General features: G+C 73.3%; 12 protein-coding genes. 7 read left to right on the top strand and 5 right to left on the bottom strand.

Annotated elements, in window-relative coordinates:
* Positions 1-271: 271 nt before the first annotated feature.
* From prfB to ACZ9QC_RS26005, 5 genes are all read right to left on the bottom strand, one after another.
* The gene (gene prfB, locus ACZ9QC_RS26025) at positions 272-1,375 is read right to left on the bottom strand and encodes a peptide chain release factor 2 (protein WP_472915323.1); all 1,104 of its coding nucleotides are present in this window, start codon (positions 1,373-1,375) and stop codon (positions 272-274) included.
* 130 nt (positions 1,376-1,505) lie between these two features.
* The gene (locus ACZ9QC_RS26020) at positions 1,506-1,784 is read right to left on the bottom strand and encodes a hypothetical protein (RefSeq protein WP_472915322.1); all 279 of its coding nucleotides are present in this window, start codon (positions 1,782-1,784) and stop codon (positions 1,506-1,508) included.
* Positions 1,785-1,892: 108 nt separating this feature from the next.
* Positions 1,893-2,129 (bottom strand): hypothetical protein, encoded by a 237-nt coding sequence (locus ACZ9QC_RS26015; RefSeq protein WP_472915321.1) that lies wholly within the window; start codon positions 2,127-2,129, stop codon positions 1,893-1,895.
* Positions 2,130-2,135: 6 nt separating this feature from the next.
* On the bottom strand, positions 2,136-3,368 hold the full coding sequence (locus ACZ9QC_RS26010) for a serine/threonine-protein kinase (RefSeq protein ID WP_472915320.1): 1,233 nt from the start codon (positions 3,366-3,368) through the stop codon (positions 2,136-2,138).
* 394 nt (positions 3,369-3,762) lie between these two features.
* Complete coding sequence (locus ACZ9QC_RS26005) at positions 3,763-5,475, bottom strand: protein kinase domain-containing protein (RefSeq protein ID WP_472915319.1); 1,713 nt, start codon at positions 5,473-5,475, stop codon at positions 3,763-3,765.
* A 506-nt stretch (positions 5,476-5,981) separates the two neighbouring features.
* Between ACZ9QC_RS26005 and ACZ9QC_RS26000 the strand changes: the two genes are divergently transcribed.
* From ACZ9QC_RS26000 to ACZ9QC_RS25970, 7 genes are all read left to right on the top strand, one after another.
* Positions 5,982-10,247, top strand: coding sequence for an FHA domain-containing protein (locus ACZ9QC_RS26000; protein WP_472921813.1), 4,266 nt, complete (start codon positions 5,982-5,984; stop codon positions 10,245-10,247).
* A gap of 590 nt (positions 10,248-10,837) precedes the next feature.
* Positions 10,838-12,265: an ABC transporter substrate-binding protein gene (locus tag ACZ9QC_RS25995; RefSeq protein ID WP_472915318.1), complete on the top strand. Its 1,428-nt coding sequence runs from the start codon at positions 10,838-10,840 to the stop codon at positions 12,263-12,265.
* A 9-nt stretch (positions 12,266-12,274) separates the two neighbouring features.
* Positions 12,275-13,639 (top strand): carbohydrate ABC transporter permease, encoded by a 1,365-nt coding sequence (locus ACZ9QC_RS25990; RefSeq protein WP_472915317.1) that lies wholly within the window; start codon positions 12,275-12,277, stop codon positions 13,637-13,639.
* The gene (locus tag ACZ9QC_RS25985) at positions 13,636-14,523 is read left to right on the top strand and encodes a carbohydrate ABC transporter permease (protein WP_472915316.1); all 888 of its coding nucleotides are present in this window, start codon (positions 13,636-13,638) and stop codon (positions 14,521-14,523) included. The genes ACZ9QC_RS25990 and ACZ9QC_RS25985 overlap by 4 nt, the downstream gene beginning before the upstream one ends.
* A gap of 142 nt (positions 14,524-14,665) precedes the next feature.
* Positions 14,666-16,909 (top strand): bifunctional glycosyltransferase/CDP-glycerol:glycerophosphate glycerophosphotransferase, encoded by a 2,244-nt coding sequence (locus ACZ9QC_RS25980; RefSeq protein WP_472915315.1) that lies wholly within the window; start codon positions 14,666-14,668, stop codon positions 16,907-16,909.
* A 263-nt stretch (positions 16,910-17,172) separates the two neighbouring features.
* A complete protein-coding gene (locus tag ACZ9QC_RS25975; RefSeq protein WP_472915314.1) occupies positions 17,173-19,413 on the top strand; it encodes a bifunctional glycosyltransferase/CDP-glycerol:glycerophosphate glycerophosphotransferase in 2,241 nt (746 codons plus the stop codon).
* 4 nt (positions 19,414-19,417) lie between these two features.
* Complete coding sequence (locus ACZ9QC_RS25970) at positions 19,418-21,664, top strand: bifunctional glycosyltransferase/CDP-glycerol:glycerophosphate glycerophosphotransferase (RefSeq protein ID WP_472915313.1); 2,247 nt, start codon at positions 19,418-19,420, stop codon at positions 21,662-21,664.
* Position 21,665: the final 1 nt, after the last annotated feature.

Here is a 21,665-nt window from a genome sequence, read left to right as displayed (position 1 = left end):
AGCGCCCGGGGCCGCGATCAACGGGAGCAGTCGGTTGGGTCGAAGTCCCCCGGTTCACATGCGCCCCAGTAATGCGCATGCCATACGCCAACCTTCCCAGTTTTCCCAGCAACGTCAAGGTCGTTGCGTACGCGATGTCCCGTTCACCGCTTTTGACCTCGCCACGAACATGTGAGTGTGACGTAAGACCCAGACATCCCCATACAGACAAGGCAACTGCCCTCCAGTGGAGGGCAGTTGCCTTGTCGACAAAGCGCTGAATTCCGGGGCCTTACTTCTCCTGCTGCTTGCGCCAGCGAATTCCGGCCTCCAGGAACCCCTCGATCTCGCCGTTGAACACGGCCTCGGGGTTACCGACTTCGTACTCGGTGCGGAGATCCTTGACCATCTGGTACGGGTGCAGGACGTACGAACGCATCTGGTTGCCCCAGGAACTGCCGCCGTCCTTGAGGGCGTCCATCTTGGCCCGCTCCTCCTGGCGCTGCCGCTCCAGCAGCTTCGCCTGGAGCACGTTCATCGCGGTGGCCTTGTTCTGGATCTGCGACCGCTCGTTCTGGCAGGAGACGACGATGCCGGTGGGGAGGTGGGTCAACCGCACCGCCGAGTCTGTGGTGTTGACGCCCTGGCCGCCGGGCCCGGAGGACCGGTAGACGTCGACGCGCAGCTCGGACTCGTCGATCTCGATGTGGTCGGTCTGCTCGACCACGGGCAGCACCTCGACACCGGCGAAGGAGGTCTGGCGCCGGCCCTGGTTGTCGAAGGGCGAGATGCGGACGAGCCGGTGGGTGCCCTGCTCGACGGAGAGCGTGCCGTAGGCGTACGGCACCTGCACGGCGAAGGTGGTGGACTTGATGCCCGCCTCTTCCGCGTACGAGGTCTCGTACACCTCGGTCTTGTAGCCCTTCTGCTCCGCCCAGCGCAGGTACATCCGCTGCAGCTTCTCGGCGAAGTCGGCGGCGTCGACGCCACCGGCCTCGGCGCGGATGTTGACGAGGGCCTCACGGGAGTCGTACTCGCCGGACAGGAGGGTACGGACCTCCATCTCGTCCAGCGCCTTGCGGACGATGACCAGCTCCGACTCGGCCTCGGCGCGGGTGTCCGGGTCGTCCTCCTCCTCGGCCATCTCGAAGAGGACGGCGAGGTCGTCGATGCGACCGCGCAGCGCCTCGGCCTTCCTGACCTCGGCCTGGAGGTGGGAGAGCTTGCTGGTGATCTTCTGCGCCTCGTCCGGGTTGTCCCACAGGGACGGCGCGGCCGCCTGCTCCTCGAGCACGGCGATGTCTGCCCTCAGCTTGTCGAGGTCCAAAACGGCCTCGATCGACTCCATGGTCGAGGAGAGGGACTTCAGCTCTTCGGATACATCGACGACTGCCACACCCCCAGCCTAACGGCTCCGCCGGGTGACCAGGGTGGGGCGCCCTCGGCCAGGGGTGCAGCCGGCGTTTGTGCAGCTGGTTCGCCTACGGGTGGGTGGGGGCCGGTCGCGCAGGCCCCCACCTCGTCCCTCACCCTCCGACCACCACCCCCTCGTCCTCGGTTCTGGTCGGGTTGACGGCGTCGAAGAGGATCTTGTTGGAAGCGCGGTCGAAAGAGAACGTCGCGGTGTACAGGCCCTCCGTGATCTCCTCGTCCACATCGGGGCTGGTCAGCCACTCGGTTTTCTCGGACGTCGAAGCGCCGAAGGCATCAGGGATGTCCTCGGGCTCGGCCTTCTCGAACGTCCTGTCAGGGGCGTCGAGGACGGCCTTCATGTCCTCGGCCGTGGTCTCGAAGTAGCCGACCATTCTGATGTCGGTCGGGCCGGGGACGCGGGACGAGCCGCCCGCGAGGTCAATCGCGCACCACTCGGTGGTGACGACCTTGCCCAGCGCGGAGAAGCGGTCGGCGACCTGCTAGGTGGTGTCACGGATCTCGCAGCCCGCCGGGGCGCTGTCCGTCCCTGTAGAGGACCCCCGCGGTCCCGAAGAACCGCAGGAGCCGAGCGAGACGATCGCGGCGAGGACGAGTGCGCCCTTGAGCGCGGCGCCTGCTCGTGCGCCTCGGGTGATGAGGCGTCCGGCCCGGCCGGGGGCGTGGATTCCGCCGTCGACCTCGTCGGGGGTTTCACGCGTGGGATGCGCGGTGTTCACGTCACATCACGGCGACGTCGGCGTGGAGTTGTTGGTGTCCTGGGACCCGCCGCCCGGGTCGCCTTGCGATGTCGCCGCCCAGGTGCCCACGCCCGCCGCGACCACCAGCGCGACCGCCGCGGCTCCGAGGGTGATCCGTCGGCGACGGGCCATCGCCCGACGGCGGGCCGAGCCCGGCCGGGGCGCCCCCGAGGCCCTGGGCACCCGTGCAGTCCCCCGGGCCCCGCCCGCCAGCTCGTCCGGTCCGGGCACCCTCATCGACGTGTGCGTGTCCCGATTGGAGTCCGGCTTCGCCCCGGGCACCAGCGGTACGGCGCCTCGCCGCACCCGCTCCCCGGGCACCACCGGCACGGTCTGCTCCTCGGCCGCCTCCTCCGTCTCCGTCCCGGGCTCGTCGACGTCCAGTGGCGGCATCCCGGCCAGCAGTGGCAGCTGCTCGCGCAGTCGCGTCGCCAGTTCCGAGGCGCGCAGGCGGGAGGCCGGGGCCTTCGCCAGGCACTGGACGAGGAGCTGCCACAGTTCCTCGGGGATGCCGGGGAGGGGGACCACGGTCTCGGTGACATGGCGGCGCAGGACGGCGCCGGGGTGACCGCCGCCGAACGGGGTGAAACCGGCCAGCAGCTCGTACAGCACGGTCGCCAGGGCGTAGATGTCCACGGCCGCGCGGGGCGGCAGGCCCTCGACGATCTCGGGGGCGAGATAGTCCGGTGTTCCGATGATCTTCGTGGCGCGGGTGCGCCGGGGGGAATCGATCAGCTTGGCGACGCCGAAGTCGGTGAGGAGGGCCGGGTGCGCGCCGCCGGGGCCCAGCGGGCCCTGCATGTCCAGCAGCACGTTCTCCGGTTTCACGTCCCGGTGGACGACCCCGGCCGCGTGCGCCGCCGCCAGGCCGTCGGCGATGTCGGCCACTATCGCGACCGCCGCCTCGGGGGCCATACGGCGCTCCCGGTCGAGGCGGGTGCGCAGGTCCGTGCCCCGGACGAGGTCCATGACGAGGGCGAGGTCGTTGCCGTCGACGACGAGGTCGCGTACGGAGACCACGTTCGGGTGGTCGAGGCCCAGCAGGGCGGTGCGCTCCTGGACGAAGCGTCCGACCAGTTCCTCGTCGGACGAGAGGTCCTCGCGCAGCAGCTTGATGGCGACGGGGCCCTCCGGGCCCTCACCCAGCCACACCGTGCCGGCGCTGCCCCGCCCCAGAATCTGGTTCGCGGTGTACCGGCTTCCGATCTTCCGTCCCAAGACTGCTCCTACAGGCCGCGTGTTGGCGACAAAGCTACGCGCCCGGGGACCCAAGGTTCACCGCCGAGGCGGAAATCACCCCTCGGATGTCGACAAGTCCCCAACGTGGGACTCCGTCTTGGGGCGGGGTGCGCGGAGGGGGTGGGGTGGATCGGTGCGTCGGCGGGTGCGGGTGGGTGGGGCTTCTCGCGCAGTTCCCCGCGCCCCTGAAAAGCAGGGGCTGCGCCCCGTGCTTTTCATCCGCCGCAGCCCCCGCCGCCTTTCGGCCGCAGAACCGTGGGCTTCAGGCCCGCAGGGCCTGGTCTTTGGTCTTTTAGGGGCGCGGGGAACTGCGCGAGAAGCCCCACCGGGCCGCACCCGCCACTGAACCCGAACGCCCGAGCTACCAGGCGCTCTACTGCCCCGAGCCCCCCGAATCGGAGCCGTTGCCCAGTTCGCCGATCCACTTGCCCACTTCGCCGACCCAGTCGGACAGCTGGCCCCACCAGCTCTTCCCCGTGCCGACCCACTCCTGCAGCGGCGTGAACTCCCAGATCAGCCAGCCGCCGACGACGAGCAGGACGATCATGAACAGGCACCCCTTGAGGCACCCGAGCCCGGGGATCCGCATCGGATTGGCGCTGCGCTGGCGCGGCGGCCGGGGCTCCCGCTGCGGCCGCGGCGCCGGCTGCTGCGGCTGAGGCGCGGGCGCGTACCGCTCCGGCTGACGCCGCTGCGGCTGCGGCGCGGGCGCCGGGGCGTACGGCTGTTGCTGCTGCGGGTGGCCGTACCCGGGGCCGGGCCCGCCCTGCGGCGGCCGCTGCTGCTGCCGACGCGGCGGCTGCTGGGGCTGCTGCGCACGGCCGGCCTGCCGCTGGGGCCGGCGCCGCAGCGGGTCCTCGCTGGGGTCGAGGTACTGGACCTGGGTCTGCTCGTTGCGGTCGCGGGCCGCGCGGAGCTGGTTCTGCCAGGGGTGCGGCTGCTCGGGCGGCTGCCCGCCGGGGTCGTGCGACGGCACCGGCGGCATGACGGACGTCGGGTCGGCGCCGGAGGTGTGCGGGAGCACGGTCGTGGGGTCGCCCGAGCCCGCCGGCCCCGAGGTGTGCGGGAGGACGCTCGTCGCGGCGTTCGGGTCGTACGCGCCCGCGCCGTGCGGCAGTACCTGCGTCGGGTCGGCCGAGCCGAACGGCTCCGGGGAGCCCGGCACCTGCGCGGGCGCCGGGTCGGGGGCGAGGATGTGGCCCACGCCCTCGGCGGCGGCGATCTGCATGGAGTTCGCGTGCACGCCGACGCCCTCGGCGACGATGCGCAGCGCGCGGGCGAGGTTGACGGCGCTGGGCCGCTCGCGCGGGTTCTTGCGCAGACAGCGCTCGATGACCGTCCACAGCGGGTCGGGGACGGTGGAGGGGCGGCGCGGTTCGGCGCTGAGGTGCTGGTGCAGGACTTCGAGCGCGGACTGGCCGTTGAACGGCGGGCGCCCGGTGACCAGTTCGTACATCAGGATGCCGGCGCCGTAGATGTCGACGGCGGAGGTCTGCGGCTGGCCCTCGGCGGACTCGGGGGCGACGTACGCGGGCGTGCCGACGAACTCGCTGGTCCGGGTCAGGCCCGGGGAGTCGGCGAGGCGGGCGATGCCGAAGTCCGTCAGCATCGGGTGCATCTCGCCGCCGCCCTGCTTGAGCAGGACGTTCGCGGGCTTCAGGTCACGGTGGACGACGCCGTCGGCGTGGCTGGCGGCGAGCGCGTCGGCGATCTGGGCGGTCATCAGGGCCGCGCCGACCGGCGAGAGGGGGCCGCTCTCCCGGAGGTAGCGGTGCAGGTCGGGGCCCTCGACCAGGTCCATGACCAGGGCGAGCAGATCGCCCTCGACGACGAGGTCACGGACGCGCACGATGTTCGGGTGGGTGAGCCGGAGCAGGACGGAGCGCTCCCGCAGGAACCGCATCACGATGTCCGCGTCGCTCGCGAGCTCTTCCTTCAGCACCTTGATCGCGACGGTCTCACCGGGGTGGCCCGGCACGGCCGCCTCGGCGCCGGCGGTCTCCCGCTGGCGGGCGCGCCAGACAGTGCCTGTGGCGCCGCGTCCAATCGGCTCCTCAAGGAGGTACTTACTGCCTACCGGCCGCACGTCATGCGCTCCCTGTTGCTTGCTTGCCTGGTCACGCCCTGGACTCACGCGGACGTTCCGACCACTGTAGTGCGGCCGTCCCCGGGACCGGGCTGTTCACTTCCCGACTCTTCCTGCCCACTCTGTCCGTTCGCTGTGGCTCGAGTACGTACGGGTACCCGTGTCCGTTCGGTGGAAAGACGCTCCCTCGTGGGCGCTTGGTTGCCGTGCGGGGGTATGTCGGGTTCCGGATGCGGACGTGACCGATCCCGAATGCGGCCGCGTTGCGGACGTGACCGATCTCAAGTGATCAACTGGCGGGCACTGGTCAGGCATTTTTGTGGGCAGAGCCGACCAATCAAGATCACTTGACGCCGGGCGGCGGGCGAGCTGTCAGTGGCAGGTGCGAGGATGCCTCCAGTACTGGCCGACGTGCCCGTGAAGCGGTGGGGGAAGTCTGCGGTGGGGACCGCGCAGTCTCGTCCTCGTCGTCGCGGGTGCCCGCGCGGAAGGGACCGCTGACGGCGATGCAGATCCGGCTGACCGTCGTAGACCCGCTGGGACCGCCCTCCGAGCCGCGAGGACGTGCCACGGCCTGCGACGTGCTGGTCACGGCGCCCGCCGGGACGGCTCTCGCCGCCGTGGCCTCGGGCCTCGCCTCCGCCGTCGGGGAGGGCGGTGCGGAGCGTCTGGAGCGCAGCCGGGAGGTCGGCGGCGGACAGGTCGTGCTGTACGCCGGTGCCGAGCGCCTCGACGCCCAGCGGTGCACTCTCGGCGAGCCGCCCCTCATCGACGGCGCCGTGCTCTCCCTGGGCGCCCCCTCCGAGCCGGGCCCCGAGGTCGACGAGGCCGCCGCGCAGCTGCACGTCGTGGCCGGCCCCGACGCGGGCGGCGTCCATCTGCTGCACGGCGGCAAGATCCACATCGGCCGCTCTGCCGACGCCGACGTCCCGCTCGACGACCCGGACGTCTCCCGCCTGCACTGCGCGGTCACCCTCTCCGCCGACGGCCGTGTCTCCGTCGTCGACCTCGGCTCCACCAACGGCACCACGCTCGACGGCACCCGCGTCGGCGACCGCCCGGTCCGCCTGACCCCGGGCGCGCTGCTGCGCATCGGCGAGTCCGCGCTCCGGCTGGCCTCGTCGTCGGGAGCGCGCGGGGTCGGCACGACACCCGACGGCGAGGGACACGTACGGGTTGCGGCGGGGGCCGGGGCGACGCCGGGGGCCGGGGCAGCGGCGGCAGGTGACAGCGGCTCCGGCGGCGGGTCCGGCGGCGGGTCCGTCGGCGGGTCCGGTTCCGGTTCCGGGTACGGCGGCGTGGCTCGTGGGAGTACGGGCGCGCCGGGGGCCGGGGGTTCCGGGCACGGGCGGGCCGAGCGGCGGACGGTGCCGGGGCAGGGCGGGGTGCCCGGCATCGAGCGGACGACAGGGAGCACGGGGCCCGGGACGACCGGGGGCACCGGCCGGGGGGCCGTGCCGAGCGCCGGCCAAGGGCCGGTGCGCGAGGGCGCCGGTGAGGGCGGCGGGAGCGGGCTCGGGGCGGAGAGCCACGGCCGTCCCCGCGACGGCCACGATCCCCTCGGCGGTGCCGCGGGCTCCCGCGCCGCCGACGCCCCGCACGGATTCGACGACCCGCGCGCCGGTGAGGCCCACGGCCACGGCACCTCCCGCCGGTCCCACGACTCCCACGACTCCCGCGCCGTCGGCGAGCCCGGTGGGCCGGGTGCCGGTGCCTGCGGACCCGGTGACGGCGGTCTCGCGCACGGCGGTGAGGCCCCCGGGTCCGGTACCCGCAAAGGCACGCCCCTCCGAGGCACGGAGGTGCCGCGCGGGGTGCGCAAACGGGGTGGGCTCGGCGCCTGGGCCCGGCGGCTGACCGGCGGGCGGACCCAGTCGGGGGCCGAGTACGACCCGTACGAGTACGACGCGGAGTACGACGAGGACGAGCGCGGGGCGCTGGCCTCGGTGCTCCCGGCAGCCGGGGAGCGGCTGCCGGAGACCTGGCCGGACCTCGCCGCGCTGCTGCTCACCGCGCTCGGGCCCGGCGCCCGGCTGTGGGAGCGCGGTCCGGGGCATCCGGAGGCGCTGACGGTGCGGCTCGGCACGGCGGACCGTCCCGCGCCGGACGGATCGGGCCTGCTGCCTGCCGTGCCGGTGACCACCGGACTCCGGGAGGTCGGCGCGCTGGGGCTGGCCGGACCGCGCCCCCGGCTGATGGGGCTGACCCGCGCGGTCGTGGCCCAGCTCGCCGCGCTGCACTCCCCCGACACCCTGGAACTGGTGCTGATCAGCGCGGACCGCGCCCGGCCCGCCGAGGAGCGCACCACCGACTGGTCCTGGCTCGGCTGGCTCCCCCATCTGCGCCCCGCGCACGGCCAGGACTGCCGGCTCCTCCTCGCCTACGACCGTGAGCAGACGACGGCCCGGCTGGACGAACTGCTGCGCCGCGTGGAGGACCACGCGGCGGACACGGCGGGCCACGCGCCAGGGAGCACGCCGGGCGCCGGCGGCGGACGTACGACGACGGGCAGGGCCACGGCCTCGACCTCAGCCGATCCGGCCGATCCGGCCGGTCACGGTGCCGGGGCGGGCGACAGCGGCTCGGCCCGGCGGAGCGCGCGGCGGCCGTCGTGGGCCCGGGAGGACGAACCGGCGGGCGGCGACTTCGCGGGGCCGTACACGGTGGTGATCGTGGACGGGGATCCCGGGGGCGCGGATGTGCGTGAGGCCGTGGTGCGGCTGGCGCAGGAGGGGCCGGCCGCCGGGATCCATGTCGTCTGCCTCGCCGAGACGGAGTCCGCGTCGCCCGCCTCACCGGTGACCGAGACGTACACGGCGGCCTGCGAGGTCTCCCCCGCGTTCCGCGCGTGCGGGGCCGTCGCCCTGCTCAGCGGTGACGTCGCCACGGCGCTGCGGCTGCTGCGTGTCACCTCGGCCGGGTACGCCGGAGGGAAGGGCTCCGGGGCGACGGGCACGACGAACGCGACCGGCACGACGAATACCACCGGTACGGCGTCCACGGCGGCTGGGGCGGCTGGGGCCGGGCCCGGGCGTACGGGGGCGGGACCCGGTTCCGGCGGAGCCGGCGGACGCTCGGGAGCCGAGCACGGCGGTGCGGCCGGGCGGGCCGGGGCCTCCGGTCTCCCGTCGCGGGAGCCCGCGGACCACGCGCGCGGTACGGCCTCCGACGCCTCGCCGGGCCGCCCCCGCCCCGACCACACGGAGCCCGTACGGTCCGACCGGGCCCGTGGCTCCGCTCAGGCGGACCCCGCCGTGGTGAGCCGTACGCACACCGCCCTCGACCTCTCGCAGGGCGCGCTCTCGGATGCCGACGAGCGGACACACCCCGGCACCCGGGACATCCCCTCGCTCGACGCGCGGGAAGCGCCCGGCCTGCTGAACCACGGCACGGTGGCCACGCTGGACGCGGTCTCGGCGGCGTGGGCGGAGCGGTTCGCGCGGGCGCTGGCGCCGTTGCGGACGGACGGGGCGGCCGGCGACCGGCAGGCGCGGGTGTCGGCGCCGTTGCCGCAGTCGGCGCGACTGCTGGACGAGTTGGGGCTCGCGCGGGCCACACCGGCGTCGCTGATGGCGCGCTGGGCGGACGCGGGCGACGACACGACGGCGCTCGGAGGGCGCGCCTGGGCCGTGCTCGGCGCCGGTCCGCGCGGGCCCGTCTCTGTGGACCTCGTCGCCGAGGGCCCGCACCTGTTGATCGAGGGGCCGGTCGGCAGCGGTCGTACGGAGCTGTTGCGGGCCGTCGCCGCGTCGCTGGCCGCCGCCGAGCGGCCCGACCGGCTGGGCATCGTCCTCGTCGACGGGCGGGACGCCGGTGCGGGGGGCGCCGCCGCCGGCGGCGCGGGCCGCGCCGGGGAAGGGCTCGGCGTCTGTACCGACCTGCCCCATGTGGGGACCCATCTGACGGCCAACGACCCCGTCCGGATGCGGGAGTTCGCCCAGTCCCTGATCGCCGAGCTGAAGCGTCGGTACGAACTGCTCGACGGGCTCGGGTTCGTGGAGTGGCACACGCGGCGCGAGGTGTCGGGCCGTATCGTCCCGCAGCGCTCCGCTACCTCGGCGACTTCGGCGACTTCGGCGGCTTCAGGGTCCGGGGCGGCGAAGTCGGCCGCTCCGGGGGCGGGGTCCTCCGGGCCGGGCGGGTCGGCGGCCGGGGCCGCCGATCTCGACTCGTCCTCCAGCTCCACGCTGCGGCTGCGGCCGAGCCGACGGAACACCGAGCAGGACGGCAGGGGTGGGGCCGGGAAGGGCCTCGCCTCGGAGCTGCCCAGGCTCGTCGTGATCGTCGACGACCTCGACGCGCTGCTGTCACCGCCCCTGGGCTCCACGGGTCGGCCGGCGGCGGGGTCGGTCGTCCGGGCCCTGGAGGCGGTGGCCCGGGAGGGCGAGCGGCTCGGGGTGCATCTCGTGGCCACGACCGGCGGGGGCGGACGGAAGAGCGAGAGCGAGCTGGGGCGGGCGGCCGGCGGGCGGGTCGTCCTGAGCGCGCCGGTGCCGGGTCCCGACGAACCGGCGCCGGGGCGCGGCGAGTTGCTGGGCGAGGGGGGTCGTACGACCGCCTTCCAGGCGGGACGGGTGACGGGCCGCATCCCACGCACGGCCACCCTCCGTCCGACGGTCGTCCCGCTCGACTGGACGCGGATGGGCGACCCGCCCGCGCGGCGCCCCGTACGGGAGTTGGGCAACGGCCCCACGGACCTGGCTCTCCTGGCCAGCGCCCTGGACCGAGCGGCCCGCGAGGTCTCGGCACCGGCCGCCCCGTCCTTGCTCTGACGGCGGTGCACGCGGCTACCGGCGCAGGGGCGGACCGGAAGGCGTGGGCGCTCACCGGCGCCGGCAGGGCAACGCCTGCGCCCACCCGTGCCGCCCCAGCGGCACGACTGCCCGCAGGGGGAGGGAGTCGGAGGATGGGGCCGCAGGCCCCTCCCAGGGGCGCGGGGAACTGCGCGAGCAACCACGACGGACCGGCCACCCGCCAACGGCGAAGTCCCCCACGGCCCATAGGCACCCCGCACCCGGCACCCGACAGCGCCCCCTCGCCAAGCCATTGCTCCGAGGGACGGGGCCGCAGGCCCCTCCCAGGGGCGCGGGGAACTGCGCGAGCAACCACGACGGACCGGCCACCCACCAACGGCGAAGTCCCCCACGGCCCATAGGCACCCGCCCGCGGCAGCGGCAGCGCCCCGTCGCCGGGTCATGGTCACGACGCGGTCACGATCAAGACATTGACACGGCAGGCGCTCTTGCCGCCCCCGAGCACCCGGCGTAGACCAGAGCCCACGGGACAGCGCTCTACGTTCGACGACGCACGGAGAACGGGGTCAGAGATGCGCAACATCCACCGCATGGTTCGCACGGGTCGCATGCTTCGCACACGCAAGCCCACTTTCCTTGGCAAGCCCACCCATCCCCCCACGTCCAGGGCCACCACGCACAACGCTCCCGCCGCCAAGGCCGTCGCGGCCCTCGCCGCCGGCGTCCTCGCCCTCTCCCTCACCGCGTGCGGCGGTGACGACGACAAGGGCGACGGCGCCGACAACGGCAACGACGGCGGCAACGAGGCCACCGTCCAACTCCCCAAGTTGGACGGCCAGAAGCTGGAGGTCGCGGCCGTCTTCACCGGCCCGGAGCTGGACAACTTCCAGAAGGTGCTGGACGAGTTCGAGAAACGCACCGGCGCCTCGGTGACGTTCGTGCCGACCGGCAACAACACGTCCACGTTCCTCGGTACGAAGATCGAGGGCGGCAAACCGCCGGACGTGGCGTTCCTGCCGCAGGTCGGCGTGTTGCACCAGTTCGCCGAGAAGGGCTGGGTGAAACCGCTCGGCACCGAGGCCCTGGCCCAGCTGGACAAGAACTTCTCGGACGGCTGGAAGGACCTCGGCGCGTACGAGGGCAAGCGGTACGGCGTCTACGCGAAGGCCGCCAACAAGTCCCTGGTCTGGTACAACACCGCCGCCTTCGAGGCGGCCGGCATCACCGAGGAGCCGGGGACCTGGGACGAGTTCCTGCAGACCGCGCAGACGCTCTCCGACGCCGGCTCGCCCGCCGTCTCCATCGGCGGCGCCGACGGCTGGACGCTCACCGACTGGTTCGAGAACGTCTATCTGTCGCAGGCCGGCCCTGAGAAGTACGACCAGCTCGCCCAGCACGAGATCAAGTGGACCGACCCGTCCGTGAAGGACGCCCTCACGACGCTCGCCGAACTGTGGGGCAAGGACGAGCTGATCGCCGGCGGGGCCTCCGGCGCGCTGCAGACCGAGTACCCGAAGTCGATCACGCAGACCTTCACCGGAGACGCCCCGGCCGGCATGGTCTTCGAGGGCGACTTCGTGGCCGTCACCATCAACGGGGACACGGACGCCGAGATCGGCACGGACGCCAAGGTCTTCCCGTTCCCGGCGGTCGGCGACGACTCCCCCGTGGTCACCGGCGGCGACGCGGCCGTGGCGCTGAAGGACGGCAAGGGCGCGCAGGCGCTGCTCACCTTCCTCGCCTCGACGGACGCGGCGGAGATCTGGGCGGCCCAGGGCGGCTTCCTCTCCCCCAACAAGGAGATGGACCAGGGCAGTTACAAGGACGACGTGACCCGGGAGATCGCCAAGGCGCTGCTCGCGGCGGGTGACGACTTCCGCTTCGACATGTCCGACCAGGCCCCGGCGGCGTTCGGCGGCACCCAGGGCGTCGGTGAGTGGAAGGACCTTCAGGACTTCCTGAAGAACCCCGACGACGTCGCAGGTGCCCAGAAACAGCTGGAGACCGACGCGGCCAAGGCCTACGGGAACGGCTGACGGCGACTCATGTCGTCCGCCGCGACGAAGACGGCGGGGGGCGCCGGCGCGCTGCCGACGCCCCCCGCCGCACCGCGCAAGAGCGTGACGGGCACCCGGCTGTGGGTGGCGGTGCTGTTCCTGCTGCCCGCGCTGGTGCTGCTCGGCGCGCTCGTGGTCTACCCCATCGGGTACTCGGTCTGGCGGAGCCTGTTCGACGCGGACGGCTCGGGCTTCGTCGGCCTCGACAACTACGCGGAGATCTTCACCGACGACGCGACCCTCGTCGCCGTACGCAACACCGCGATCTGGGTCGCGGTGGCGCCGGCGGTCGTCACCGCGCTCGGGCTGATCTTCGCGGTGCTGACCGAACGGGTGCGCTGGGGAACGGCGTTCAAGCTGATCGTCTTCATGCCGATGGCGATCTCAATGCTGGCCGCCGGCATCATCTTCCGGCTGGTGTACGAACAGGATCCGGACCAGGGTGTGGCGAACGCGGTCGTGACGTCCGTGCACGACATCTTCGTGGACGAGTCCGTGTATCCGAAGGCCCGGCCCAACGCTCAGGTGAGCGACCTGAAGGCGTCCGGCGGCGGGTCGTTCACCACGGAGGGGACCGTCCGGGCGGGCACCCCGGCGCTCCTCCCGCTCGTCGGGATCGCGCCGGGCAGCCTGCCCGGTGACGCGCGGGAGGCGAAGGCCCCCGGCGCCGACACCGGGGACGGTGTCACCGGCACCGTCTGGCTGGACTTCCGGCTCGGTGGCGGCGGGGAGAAGGGTGTCGTCGACCCGGGTGAGAAGGCGTTGGAGGGCGTCGAGGTCCAGGCGGTGAAGGACGGCAAGGTCGTCGCCACCGCGACCAGCGGCTCCGACGGCACCTTCAGCCTGCCGGAGTCCGCCGACGGGTCCCGGCTCCGGCTGCCCGGTTCGAACTTCGCCGTGCCCTACAACGGCATCGACTGGCTCGGCCCGACCCTGGTCACCCCTGCCGTCATCGGCTCGTACGTCTGGATGTGGGCGGGCTTCGCGATGGTGCTGATCGCGGCCGGGCTGGCCGGGGTGGACCGCAATCTGCTCGAAGCGGCCCGGGTCGACGGCGCGAACGAGTGGCAGGTGTTCCGGAAGGTCACCGTGCCACTGCTGGCGCCGGTCCTGGTCGTCGTCCTCGTCACGCTGATGATCAATGTGATGAAGGTGTTCGACCTCGTCTACATCATCGCGCCCCAGCCCACCCAGGACGAGGCCAACGTCCTCGCCCTGCAGCTCTATCTGGTGTCGTACGGCGGTGGCGGCGACTTCGGTCTCGGCAGTGCGATCGGTGTGGTCCTGCTGCTGCTCGTGCTGCCGGTGATGTGGGTCAACATCCGTCGCCTCAGGAAGGAGCGCCAGCGGTGACGACTGTCGAGGATCGCTCCACACCTGTCGAGAAACGCTCCGTCGCCGCCCGGCTCGCGAGCGGCGCGGCGGGGGGCGTGTTGCGTGTGTTCCTGCTGCTGGTGGCGCTGTTCTGGCTGGTGCCGACCTTCGGGCTGCTGGTCTCGTCGTTCCGCGACCCGACCGACATCTCCACCTCCGGGTGGTGGAAGGTGTTCTCGGCTCCGGCCCAACTCACCACCAAGAGCTACGCATCGCTGCTGGAGAACGACGGCGTCACGGACGCCCTGTTCAACACGGTCTGGATCACGGTGCCCGCGACGCTGCTGGTCGTCCTGATCGGCGCGATGGCCGGATACGCCTTCGCCTGGCTGGACTTCAAGGGCCGTGACTGGTGGTTCATGGGCGTGGTCGGGCTGCTCGTGGTGCCGGTGCAGGTGGCGCTGATCCCGCTGTCCGGGCTCTTCCGGGACCTCGGGATCTTCGGCGACATCATCGGCGTGGTGCTCTTCCACGTCGGCTTCGGACTGCCGTTCGCGATCTTCCTGTTGCGGAACTTCTTCGCGGAGATCCCGAGGGAGTTGCTGGAGGCGGCGCGACTGGACGGGGCGGGTGAGGTACGGCTGTTCGCGACGGTCGTCCTGCCGCTGGCCGCACCGGCGCTCGCGTCCCTCGGGATCTTCCAGTTCCTGTGGGTGTGGAACGACATGCTGGTCGCGCTGGTCTTCTCCAGCTCCGACTCCCAGCCGCTGACGGTGGCACTCCAGCAGCAGGTACGGCAGTTCGGCAGCAACATCGAGGTCCTGGCGCCGGGCGCGTTCATCTCGATGGTGATCCCGCTGGCCGTGTTCTTCGCGTTCCAACGGCAGTTCGTGTCGGGGGTGATGGCCGGGGCGGTGAAGTAGCGACCGCCAAGTGGGGGCGTGCGCACCGCGGAACACACCCGTGCGCCCCCAACTCCCGTGAGAATCCCCCGTATGGAACACGCACCGTAACCAAATCATCCCATCGGCCGTTTCCGGGCAGTATGCCCGCGCCGACCCATGGATGTCCTCCTTGCCCAGGTTCAGTGTCATCGTTCCCGCGTACAAGGTTCAGGCGTACCTGCACGAATGCCTGGATTCTGTGCTGTCCCAGTCCTTCACCGACCTCGAACTGATCGTCGTCGACGACGCCTCGCCCGACAACTGCGGTGCGATCGCCGACGAGTTCGCCGCCCGCGACCCCCGGGTGCGCCGCACCGTGCGCCTGCGGGAGAACGCGGGGCCCGGCGCCGCCCGCAACACGGGGATGGAGCACGCCAGGGGCGACTACCTCCTCTTCCTCGACGGCGACGACACGTTCACGCCGGGCGCGCTCCAGGCCATCGCCGACCGCGTCAAGGAGACCGGCGAACCCGACGTCCTCGTCCATGACTTCGCGCGTGTCGCGTGGACGGGCGAGCCGGTCCACGACGCGCGTGACCGCCGGCTCACCGAGCAGGGCCCGGCCCCGTTCCGGCTCGACGACCGCCCCGGCCTGCTCACCGTCCGCCCGGCGGCGTGGAACAAGGCCTACAAACGGGAGTTCGTCGAGGACCACGCCTTCCGGTTCCCGCCCGGCATCTACGAGGACACGGCCTGGACGTACCCCGTCCTGATGACGGCCGAGTCCGTCGCCACCCTCGACCGGGTCTGCGTCCACCACCGCCTGCGCCGCCACGGCAGCCTCCTCGGGGCGACTACGTACGGTCACTTCGACGTGTTCGGTCAGTACAACCGGGTGTTCGCCCACATCGACGAGCGGCCGGAGCTGGCGCAGTGGCGACCGGTGCTCTTCCGGCGCATGCTCGACCACCTCACCTCCGTGTACTCCCGGCGCCACCGGCTGCCGCGCGAGGCGCGCGCCGAGTTCCTGCGGACGGTCCGCGCGCACTGCGTCCGCTACCGCACCCCCGGCGTGCCCCTCCGCGCCCGCGCCCGGCTCCGGCACGCGCTCCTGCGGCTGGGCAGCCCGCGCCTCTACCGCGCCCTGTGGGCCGGAGCGCGCCTGGGCCGGGGGGCCGGGCGCCTGGTGCGGGGCGTGGCCGGGCTGTTCCGCTCCGCCGGTCTGCGCCTGCACTACCGCGTCCAGCGGCTGCTCCCGCTGCGCGCGGACCGGGCGGTGTTCGCCGCGTACGGGGGCCGGGGCTACGAGTGCAGCCCGGCCGCGCTGGAGAACGCGTTCCGGACGTACGTCCCCACGATGCGCACCTCGTGGGTCGCGCACCCGGAGCACCACCACACGCTGCCGGTGGCGACCCGGCGTGTGCTGCCCGGCTCGATGGCGTACTGGACGGCGCTCGCCCGCTCCAAGTACCTGGTGAACAACGTCGACTTCGACAGGCGGCTGGTCAAACGGCGCGGTCAGGTGCTGCTGCAGACCCAGCACGGCACCCCGCTCAAGCACATGGGTCTCGACCTGCGGGACCGGCCGGCGGCGGCGCGCGGCACGGACTTCGAGGACGTCCTGCGCGGCAGCGACCAGTGGGACTACGTCCTGTCCGGCAACCGCCACTCCACGCTCGTCTGGGAGCGGGTCTACCCCTCCCCGTTCACCACCCTCGAATACGGCTCGCCGCGCAACGACGTGTTGCTGAGGGCGAACTCGACGGACGTGGCCCGGGTGCGCGAGCACCTCGGGGTGCCCGAGGGCGCGGTCGCCGTCCTGTACGCCCCGACGCACCGCGACTACCGGCACTCGCAGCGCGCCCATCTGGATCTGGAGCGGGTGCTGCGCAAACTCGGGCCGCGCTTCGTCGTCCTGGCCCGGGCGCACCACGCGTACGACTCCCCCCTGACCGACCTGGCGCACGGCCGGCTGCTGGACGTCACCGGGTATCCGAGCGTGGAGAACCTCTGCCTGGCCTCGGACGCCCTGATCACGGACTACTCGTCCCTGATGTTCGACTACGCCAACCTCGACCGGCCCATCGTGATCCACGCGGAGGACTGGGAGGCGTACGAGGCGGCGCGCGGCACGTACTTCGATCTGCGGGCGTGTGCGCCGGGCGCGGTCGCGCGCAGCGAGGACGAGCTGATCGACATCTTCGCGACCGGGCACTGGCGGGGGTCGCGGTCGGCCCAGTTGCGGGCGGCGTTCCGGGAGCGGTTCTGCCCGTACGACGACGGGCGGGCGGCGGAGCGGGTGGTGCGGCGGGTGGTGCTGGGTGAGTGTGTGCCGCCGGGGGATGTGGTGCCGTTGGGGGAGCGGCGGCCGGTTCCGTCGGCGTCGGCGGTCCGCCCGGGTGCGGATGACGTGCTGGGCACGTAGGCGGTTTCCTCGCCCCCGCCGCCCCTACCCGTCCCCTCCCCCAGGGGCTGCGCCCCTTCGACCCCCAGACGTCCGCCCGGTGGGGGCTGGTCGCGCAGTTCCCCGCGCCCCTGAAAAGCGGGGGCTGCGCCCCCCGCTTTTCAGGCCCGCAGGGCCTGAATCCTTTAGGGGCGCGGGGAACTGCGCGAGAAGCCCCACCGGACCCGCACCCGACCACGCACCCCCGACCACGCACCCGACAACGCACCCCCAGAAAGGAAAGAATGCCCCGCTTCAGCATCATCGTCCCCACCTACGGCGTGGAAGGGCGGCTGCCACTCGCTCTGGAGTCGGTTCTCGGTCAGCCGTTCGGTGATTTCGAGCTGATTCCGGTGCACGAGGCGGCGGCGGACTCACCGGCCGGGGCGATCAGCGCCGCGTACGCCGTCAGGGACACCCGCGTCGCCCCGGTCGAGTCGCCGCCGGCGGGCGGCCTGAGCGCCGCCCGCAACGCGGGACTGGCCGCGGCGCACGGGACGTACGTCGTCTTCCTGGACGGGGACGACACGCTCGCGCCCGGCGCGCTGCGGGCGATCGCGGACCGGCTGGACGAGACCGACGACCCGGACGTCCTGCGCTTCGCGCACGAGCGCGCGCACTGGTGGGAGGGCGGCACGACCGTCGTGCGCCCGGTCGGCCCGGACGCCCCGGCGTGGAGCGCGGCCTACCGCCGGGACTTCCTCAACACGCGCCAACTCACCTTCCCCATCGGCCACTTCACCGACGTCGGCTGGAACGGCCTGGTCGCCCTCGCCGCCGACCGCACCGCCGAACTGCCGGGCACGGTCTGCGTACGCCATCTGCTGCGCCGACAGGGCAGCCGGCTGTACGCGCCCGGGGCCCACCACCTCGAACTCCTCGACCAGGTGGAGCTGGTGCTCGCCCGGGCCGCGGCCGGGCAGGCGCTGACGGAGGCGTTGTTCGGGCGGCTCTTCGCGATCGTGCTGCGGAGTCTCGCGCACCCGGAGCGACTGCCCGCCCACCACCGCCGTGACTTCTTCCGCCGCGCGACCCACCTCTACGGCCTCCACCGCCCGACCTGCTTCCAGGTGCCCGCCGGCCACCTCGGACTCCAGCACCGGCTGCTCGCGAGCGGCTCGTACGGAGGATTCCGGGTCCTGCACGCCGCCCGCCGCGCCGCCGCCGGCGCCCTGGCGGCGCTCCCCCGCCCCCGCACGCCCCTGGCCCGCGCCATCTGCGCCGTGCGGCGCCGTCTGCCGCTGGACCCGAACCTCGCCGTGTACCGCGCGCACCGGGTGCGCGGTGTCGGCGGCGACCTCGCCGCGCTCCACGCGAAGGCCCGTGAACTCGCCCCCCGGGTCCGCTCGGTGTTCCTCGTCCCGGCGGACGCGGTGGACCGGGTTCCGCACGGCGTGGAGCACGCCGTGCTCGGCAGTCCGCGCGCGGGGCGGCTGCTGGCCCGCGCCAAGTACCTCGTCGACGACGCCGATCTCACGGACCTCACCGACCTCACGGATCTCGGCGATCTCTGCGACACCCCCGTCGGGCGTCCCGGGGGCGTCCACGTCCGGACCTCGCCCGGCACCCCGCTGAAGGCGACGGGCCTGGACCGGTCCGCGTATCCGGCGGTGGCGGCCGCCTCCGGCGGGCCCGCCGGGCCCGCCGCTTCGGCCGCTCTCCTCGGGCGCGTGGACGGCTGGGACTTCGCCCTCTCCGCCAACCGGCACTCCACCGAGACCTGGGAGCGGGCCTTCCCCGGGAGGTACGAACGGCTGGAGTACGGCTGCCCGCGCAACGACCGCCTCTACACGGCGACGGCCGAGGACGTGGCGCGCGCCCGGCGCACGCTGGGCGTACCCGGGGGCAGGAAGGCTCTCCTCTACGCCCCGACCCACCGCGACCACGAGCCTCGGCTCGACCTGGAGGCGTTCTGCGAGGCGGTGGGCGAGGAGTTCGTGGTGCTGCTGCGAGCGCACCACCGCTCCGCCGCCGGTACCCCGCGCGCGAGCGGCGGACGGATCATCGACGTCACCGCGCACCCCCGCGTCGAGGAGGTGTGTCTCGCCGCAGACGCGCTGATCACCGACTACTCGTCGCTGATGTTCGACTACGCCCACCTCGACCGGCCCGTCGTGATCCTCGCGGAGGACTGGGAGGTGTTCCGGGAGATCCGGGGCGCCTGCTTCGACCTGCCGGCCGCGCCGCCCGGTCATGTGGCGTGCACGGGGCGGGAGTTGGCGGAGCTGTTCCGGGACGGCTCGTACGCGGACGTGGCGGCGGACGGGCTGCGGGCCGTCTTCCGGGAGCGGTTCTGCCAGTTCGACGACGGGCGGGCGGCGGAGCGGGTCGTACGGCGCGTGTTCCTCGGCGAGCGGCCGGAGGCGCTGCCGCCGGTTCTGCCGCTCGCCGAGCGCACCCCCGCCCCACCGCCCGCCGCTCCGGCATCCGCTGCTCCGGCACCCGCCGTCCCGACACCCGCCGCCGCGACCCTCGTGAGGAGCTGAGGACATGCCCCGTTTCAGTGTCGTCGTCCCCGTCTTCGAGGTCCGGGCGTATGTGCGCGAGTGCCTGGACTCGGTCCTGGAGCAGTCGTACGGGGACGTGGAGGTGATCGCCGTCGACGACTGCTCGCCGGACGGAAGCGGCGAGATCCTCGACGCGTACGCCGCCCGCGAGCCGCGGGTGCGGGTGCTGCACCTGCCCGCGAACGTGGGCCCGGGCCGCGCCCGCAACGCCGGACTGCCGTACGCCACCGGAGACTTCGTCCTCTTCCTCGACGGCGACGACACGCTGGTCCCGGGCGCGCTGCGCGCGCTGGCGGACCGGCTGGAGGAGGCCGGGGACCCCGATGTGCTGGTCTTCGACCACGCCCGGACGTACTGGTGGGGCGAGACGCGGCGCGACACCCACGCGCACCTCCTGGGCGCGGCGGGCGAGGGCACGTTCACGGTGGCCGAGCGCCCTGAGTTCCTCGGCCTGCCGAGGGTCGTGTGGAACAAGGCGTACCGGCGGGAGTTCCTGGAGGCGCACGGCTTCCGGTTCCCGCCGGGGCACTACGAGGACACGCCGTGGACGTTGCCGGTGCTGCTCGGCGCCGGGCGGATCGCCACGCTGGACCGGATCTGTGTGTCCTGCCGGCAGCGGCCGCGGGGCACCCTGCTGTCCACCACCGGCCGGGGGCACTTCGATGTGCACGACCAGTACGAGCGGGTCTTCGCCCATCTGAACTCCCGTCCGGAGCTGACGGGTTGGCGGGGCCGGGTGCGGGAGGCGATGGCGGTCCACTGTCTGGAGATCCTCGCCGCACCGGACCGGGTGCCGTCCGGGGACCGGGCCGAGTTCTTCCGGCGGACGGCGGGGCTGTACCGCAAGCACCGGTCGGACGACGACTCCCCGGCCCCCGCCCACCAGGTGCTGGAGGGCGGCTGGGCCGCCTACCGGGCCCGGCGGTGCGCGGCCCGCGCCCGTAGCGCGCTCGGCGTACGCGGGGAGCGCGTGCTGGCCGTCGGCGCCGAGTGGGTCGGGCGGGGCTGGTCGCTGGCCCACGAGCGGCTGCCGCTGGACCCGCATCTGGCCCTGTACTCGGCGTTCTCCCATCGCGGGGTGCTGGGGGACCCGGCGGCCGTGTACCAGGCCGCCCGTGAGTTCGCGCCGCACATCCGGGGGGTGTGGGTGGTGCGCCCGGAGCGGGTGTCGGCGCTGCCGCCGGGCGTGGAATACGTGACGCCGGGCTCGGCCGAGTACCGGCGGCTGGCCGCGCGGGCGACGTACTTCGTCGGCAACGCCGACTGGCCCGGCGCCCTCACCAAGCGGCCGGGCAGCGTGCACGTGCACACCCACCAGGGGACGCCGCTGAAGTTCATGGGCGCCGACCTGCTGCACAAGCCGGGTGCCCGGCTCGGCGTGGACGTGCCGGGCGTGCTGCGGGGGGCCGACCGCTGGGACCACAGCCTCGTCGCCAACCGCCACTCCGAGCTGGTGTGGAGCAGGGCGTACCCGTGCGGTTTCACCTCGCTGCGGACCGGCAGCCCGCGCAACGACGTCCTGGTGAACGCCGGGCCGGCAAGCGGCGCGGCGGTCCGTGAGCGGCTGGGCGTCCCGCCCGGGCACACGGTCGTGCTGTACGCGCCCACGCCCCGCGACCACCGGCGCGGCGGCCATGCCGAGCGCTTCGACCTCGCCCGGTTCGCCGCCGATCTGCGGCGCAGCCTGGGCGAGGCGCTCACCCTCGTCGTACGGCTGCATCCGGCGCTCGCGGACGGGCCGGCGCGCGGGTTCGGGCTCGCCGAGCTGCACCGGCGGGGTGTCGTGGTGGACGCGACCGACGAACCGCATGTGGAGGAGCTGATGCTCGCCTCCGACGTCCTGGTCACGGACTACTCGGCCCTGATGGTCGACTACGTCAACCTGGACCGGCCGATCGTCGTCCACGCCGACGACCTCGACGCCTTCACCGCGGGCCGGGGCATGTACCTCGACATCACCGCCGACCCGCCCGGCCATGTCTCCCGGTCCTACCGGGAGCTGGCCTGGCTGTTCGACTCCGGGCAGTGGCGGGACAGGGAGTCGGCGCGGCTGCGGGCGGGGTTCCGGGAGCGGTACTGCGAGTTCGACGACGGGCGGGCGTCCGAGCGGGTCGTCCGGACGCTGATGCTGGGTGAGGCGACGGGCGCGGTGCCCGCGCCCCGGCAGGCCCCGTCCCCGGCGGCCGCCGCTTTCCCGTCGTCGTCGGCCGTTTCCCCGTCGTCGTCATGAG

The sequence above is a fragment of the Streptomyces sp. HUAS MS02 genome, from assembly GCF_055702265.1.
The sequence above is the reverse complement of the archived record's forward strand: the minus strand, read 5'-3'. Positions and strand labels throughout refer to the sequence as shown.

Excerpts from the sequence above, each read along its gene's own strand:
- ACZ9QC_RS25975 (WP_472915314.1), top strand. The coding sequence starts at position 17,173 with ATGCCCCGCTTCAGCATCATCGTCCCCACCTACGGCGTGGAAGGGCGG.
- ACZ9QC_RS25995 (WP_472915318.1), top strand. The coding sequence starts at position 10,838 with ATGCTTCGCACACGCAAGCCCACTTTCCTTGGCAAGCCCACCCATCCC.
- ACZ9QC_RS25970 (WP_472915313.1), top strand. The coding sequence starts at position 19,418 with ATGCCCCGTTTCAGTGTCGTCGTCCCCGTCTTCGAGGTCCGGGCGTAT.
- ACZ9QC_RS26000 (WP_472921813.1), top strand. The coding sequence starts at position 5,982 with ATGCAGATCCGGCTGACCGTCGTAGACCCGCTGGGACCGCCCTCCGAG.
- ACZ9QC_RS25980 (WP_472915315.1), top strand. The coding sequence starts at position 14,666 with ATGTCCTCCTTGCCCAGGTTCAGTGTCATCGTTCCCGCGTACAAGGTT.
- ACZ9QC_RS26020 (WP_472915322.1), bottom strand. The coding sequence starts at position 1,784 with ATGGTCGGCTACTTCGAGACCACGGCCGAGGACATGAAGGCCGTCCTC.
- ACZ9QC_RS25990 (WP_472915317.1), top strand. The coding sequence starts at position 12,275 with ATGTCGTCCGCCGCGACGAAGACGGCGGGGGGCGCCGGCGCGCTGCCG.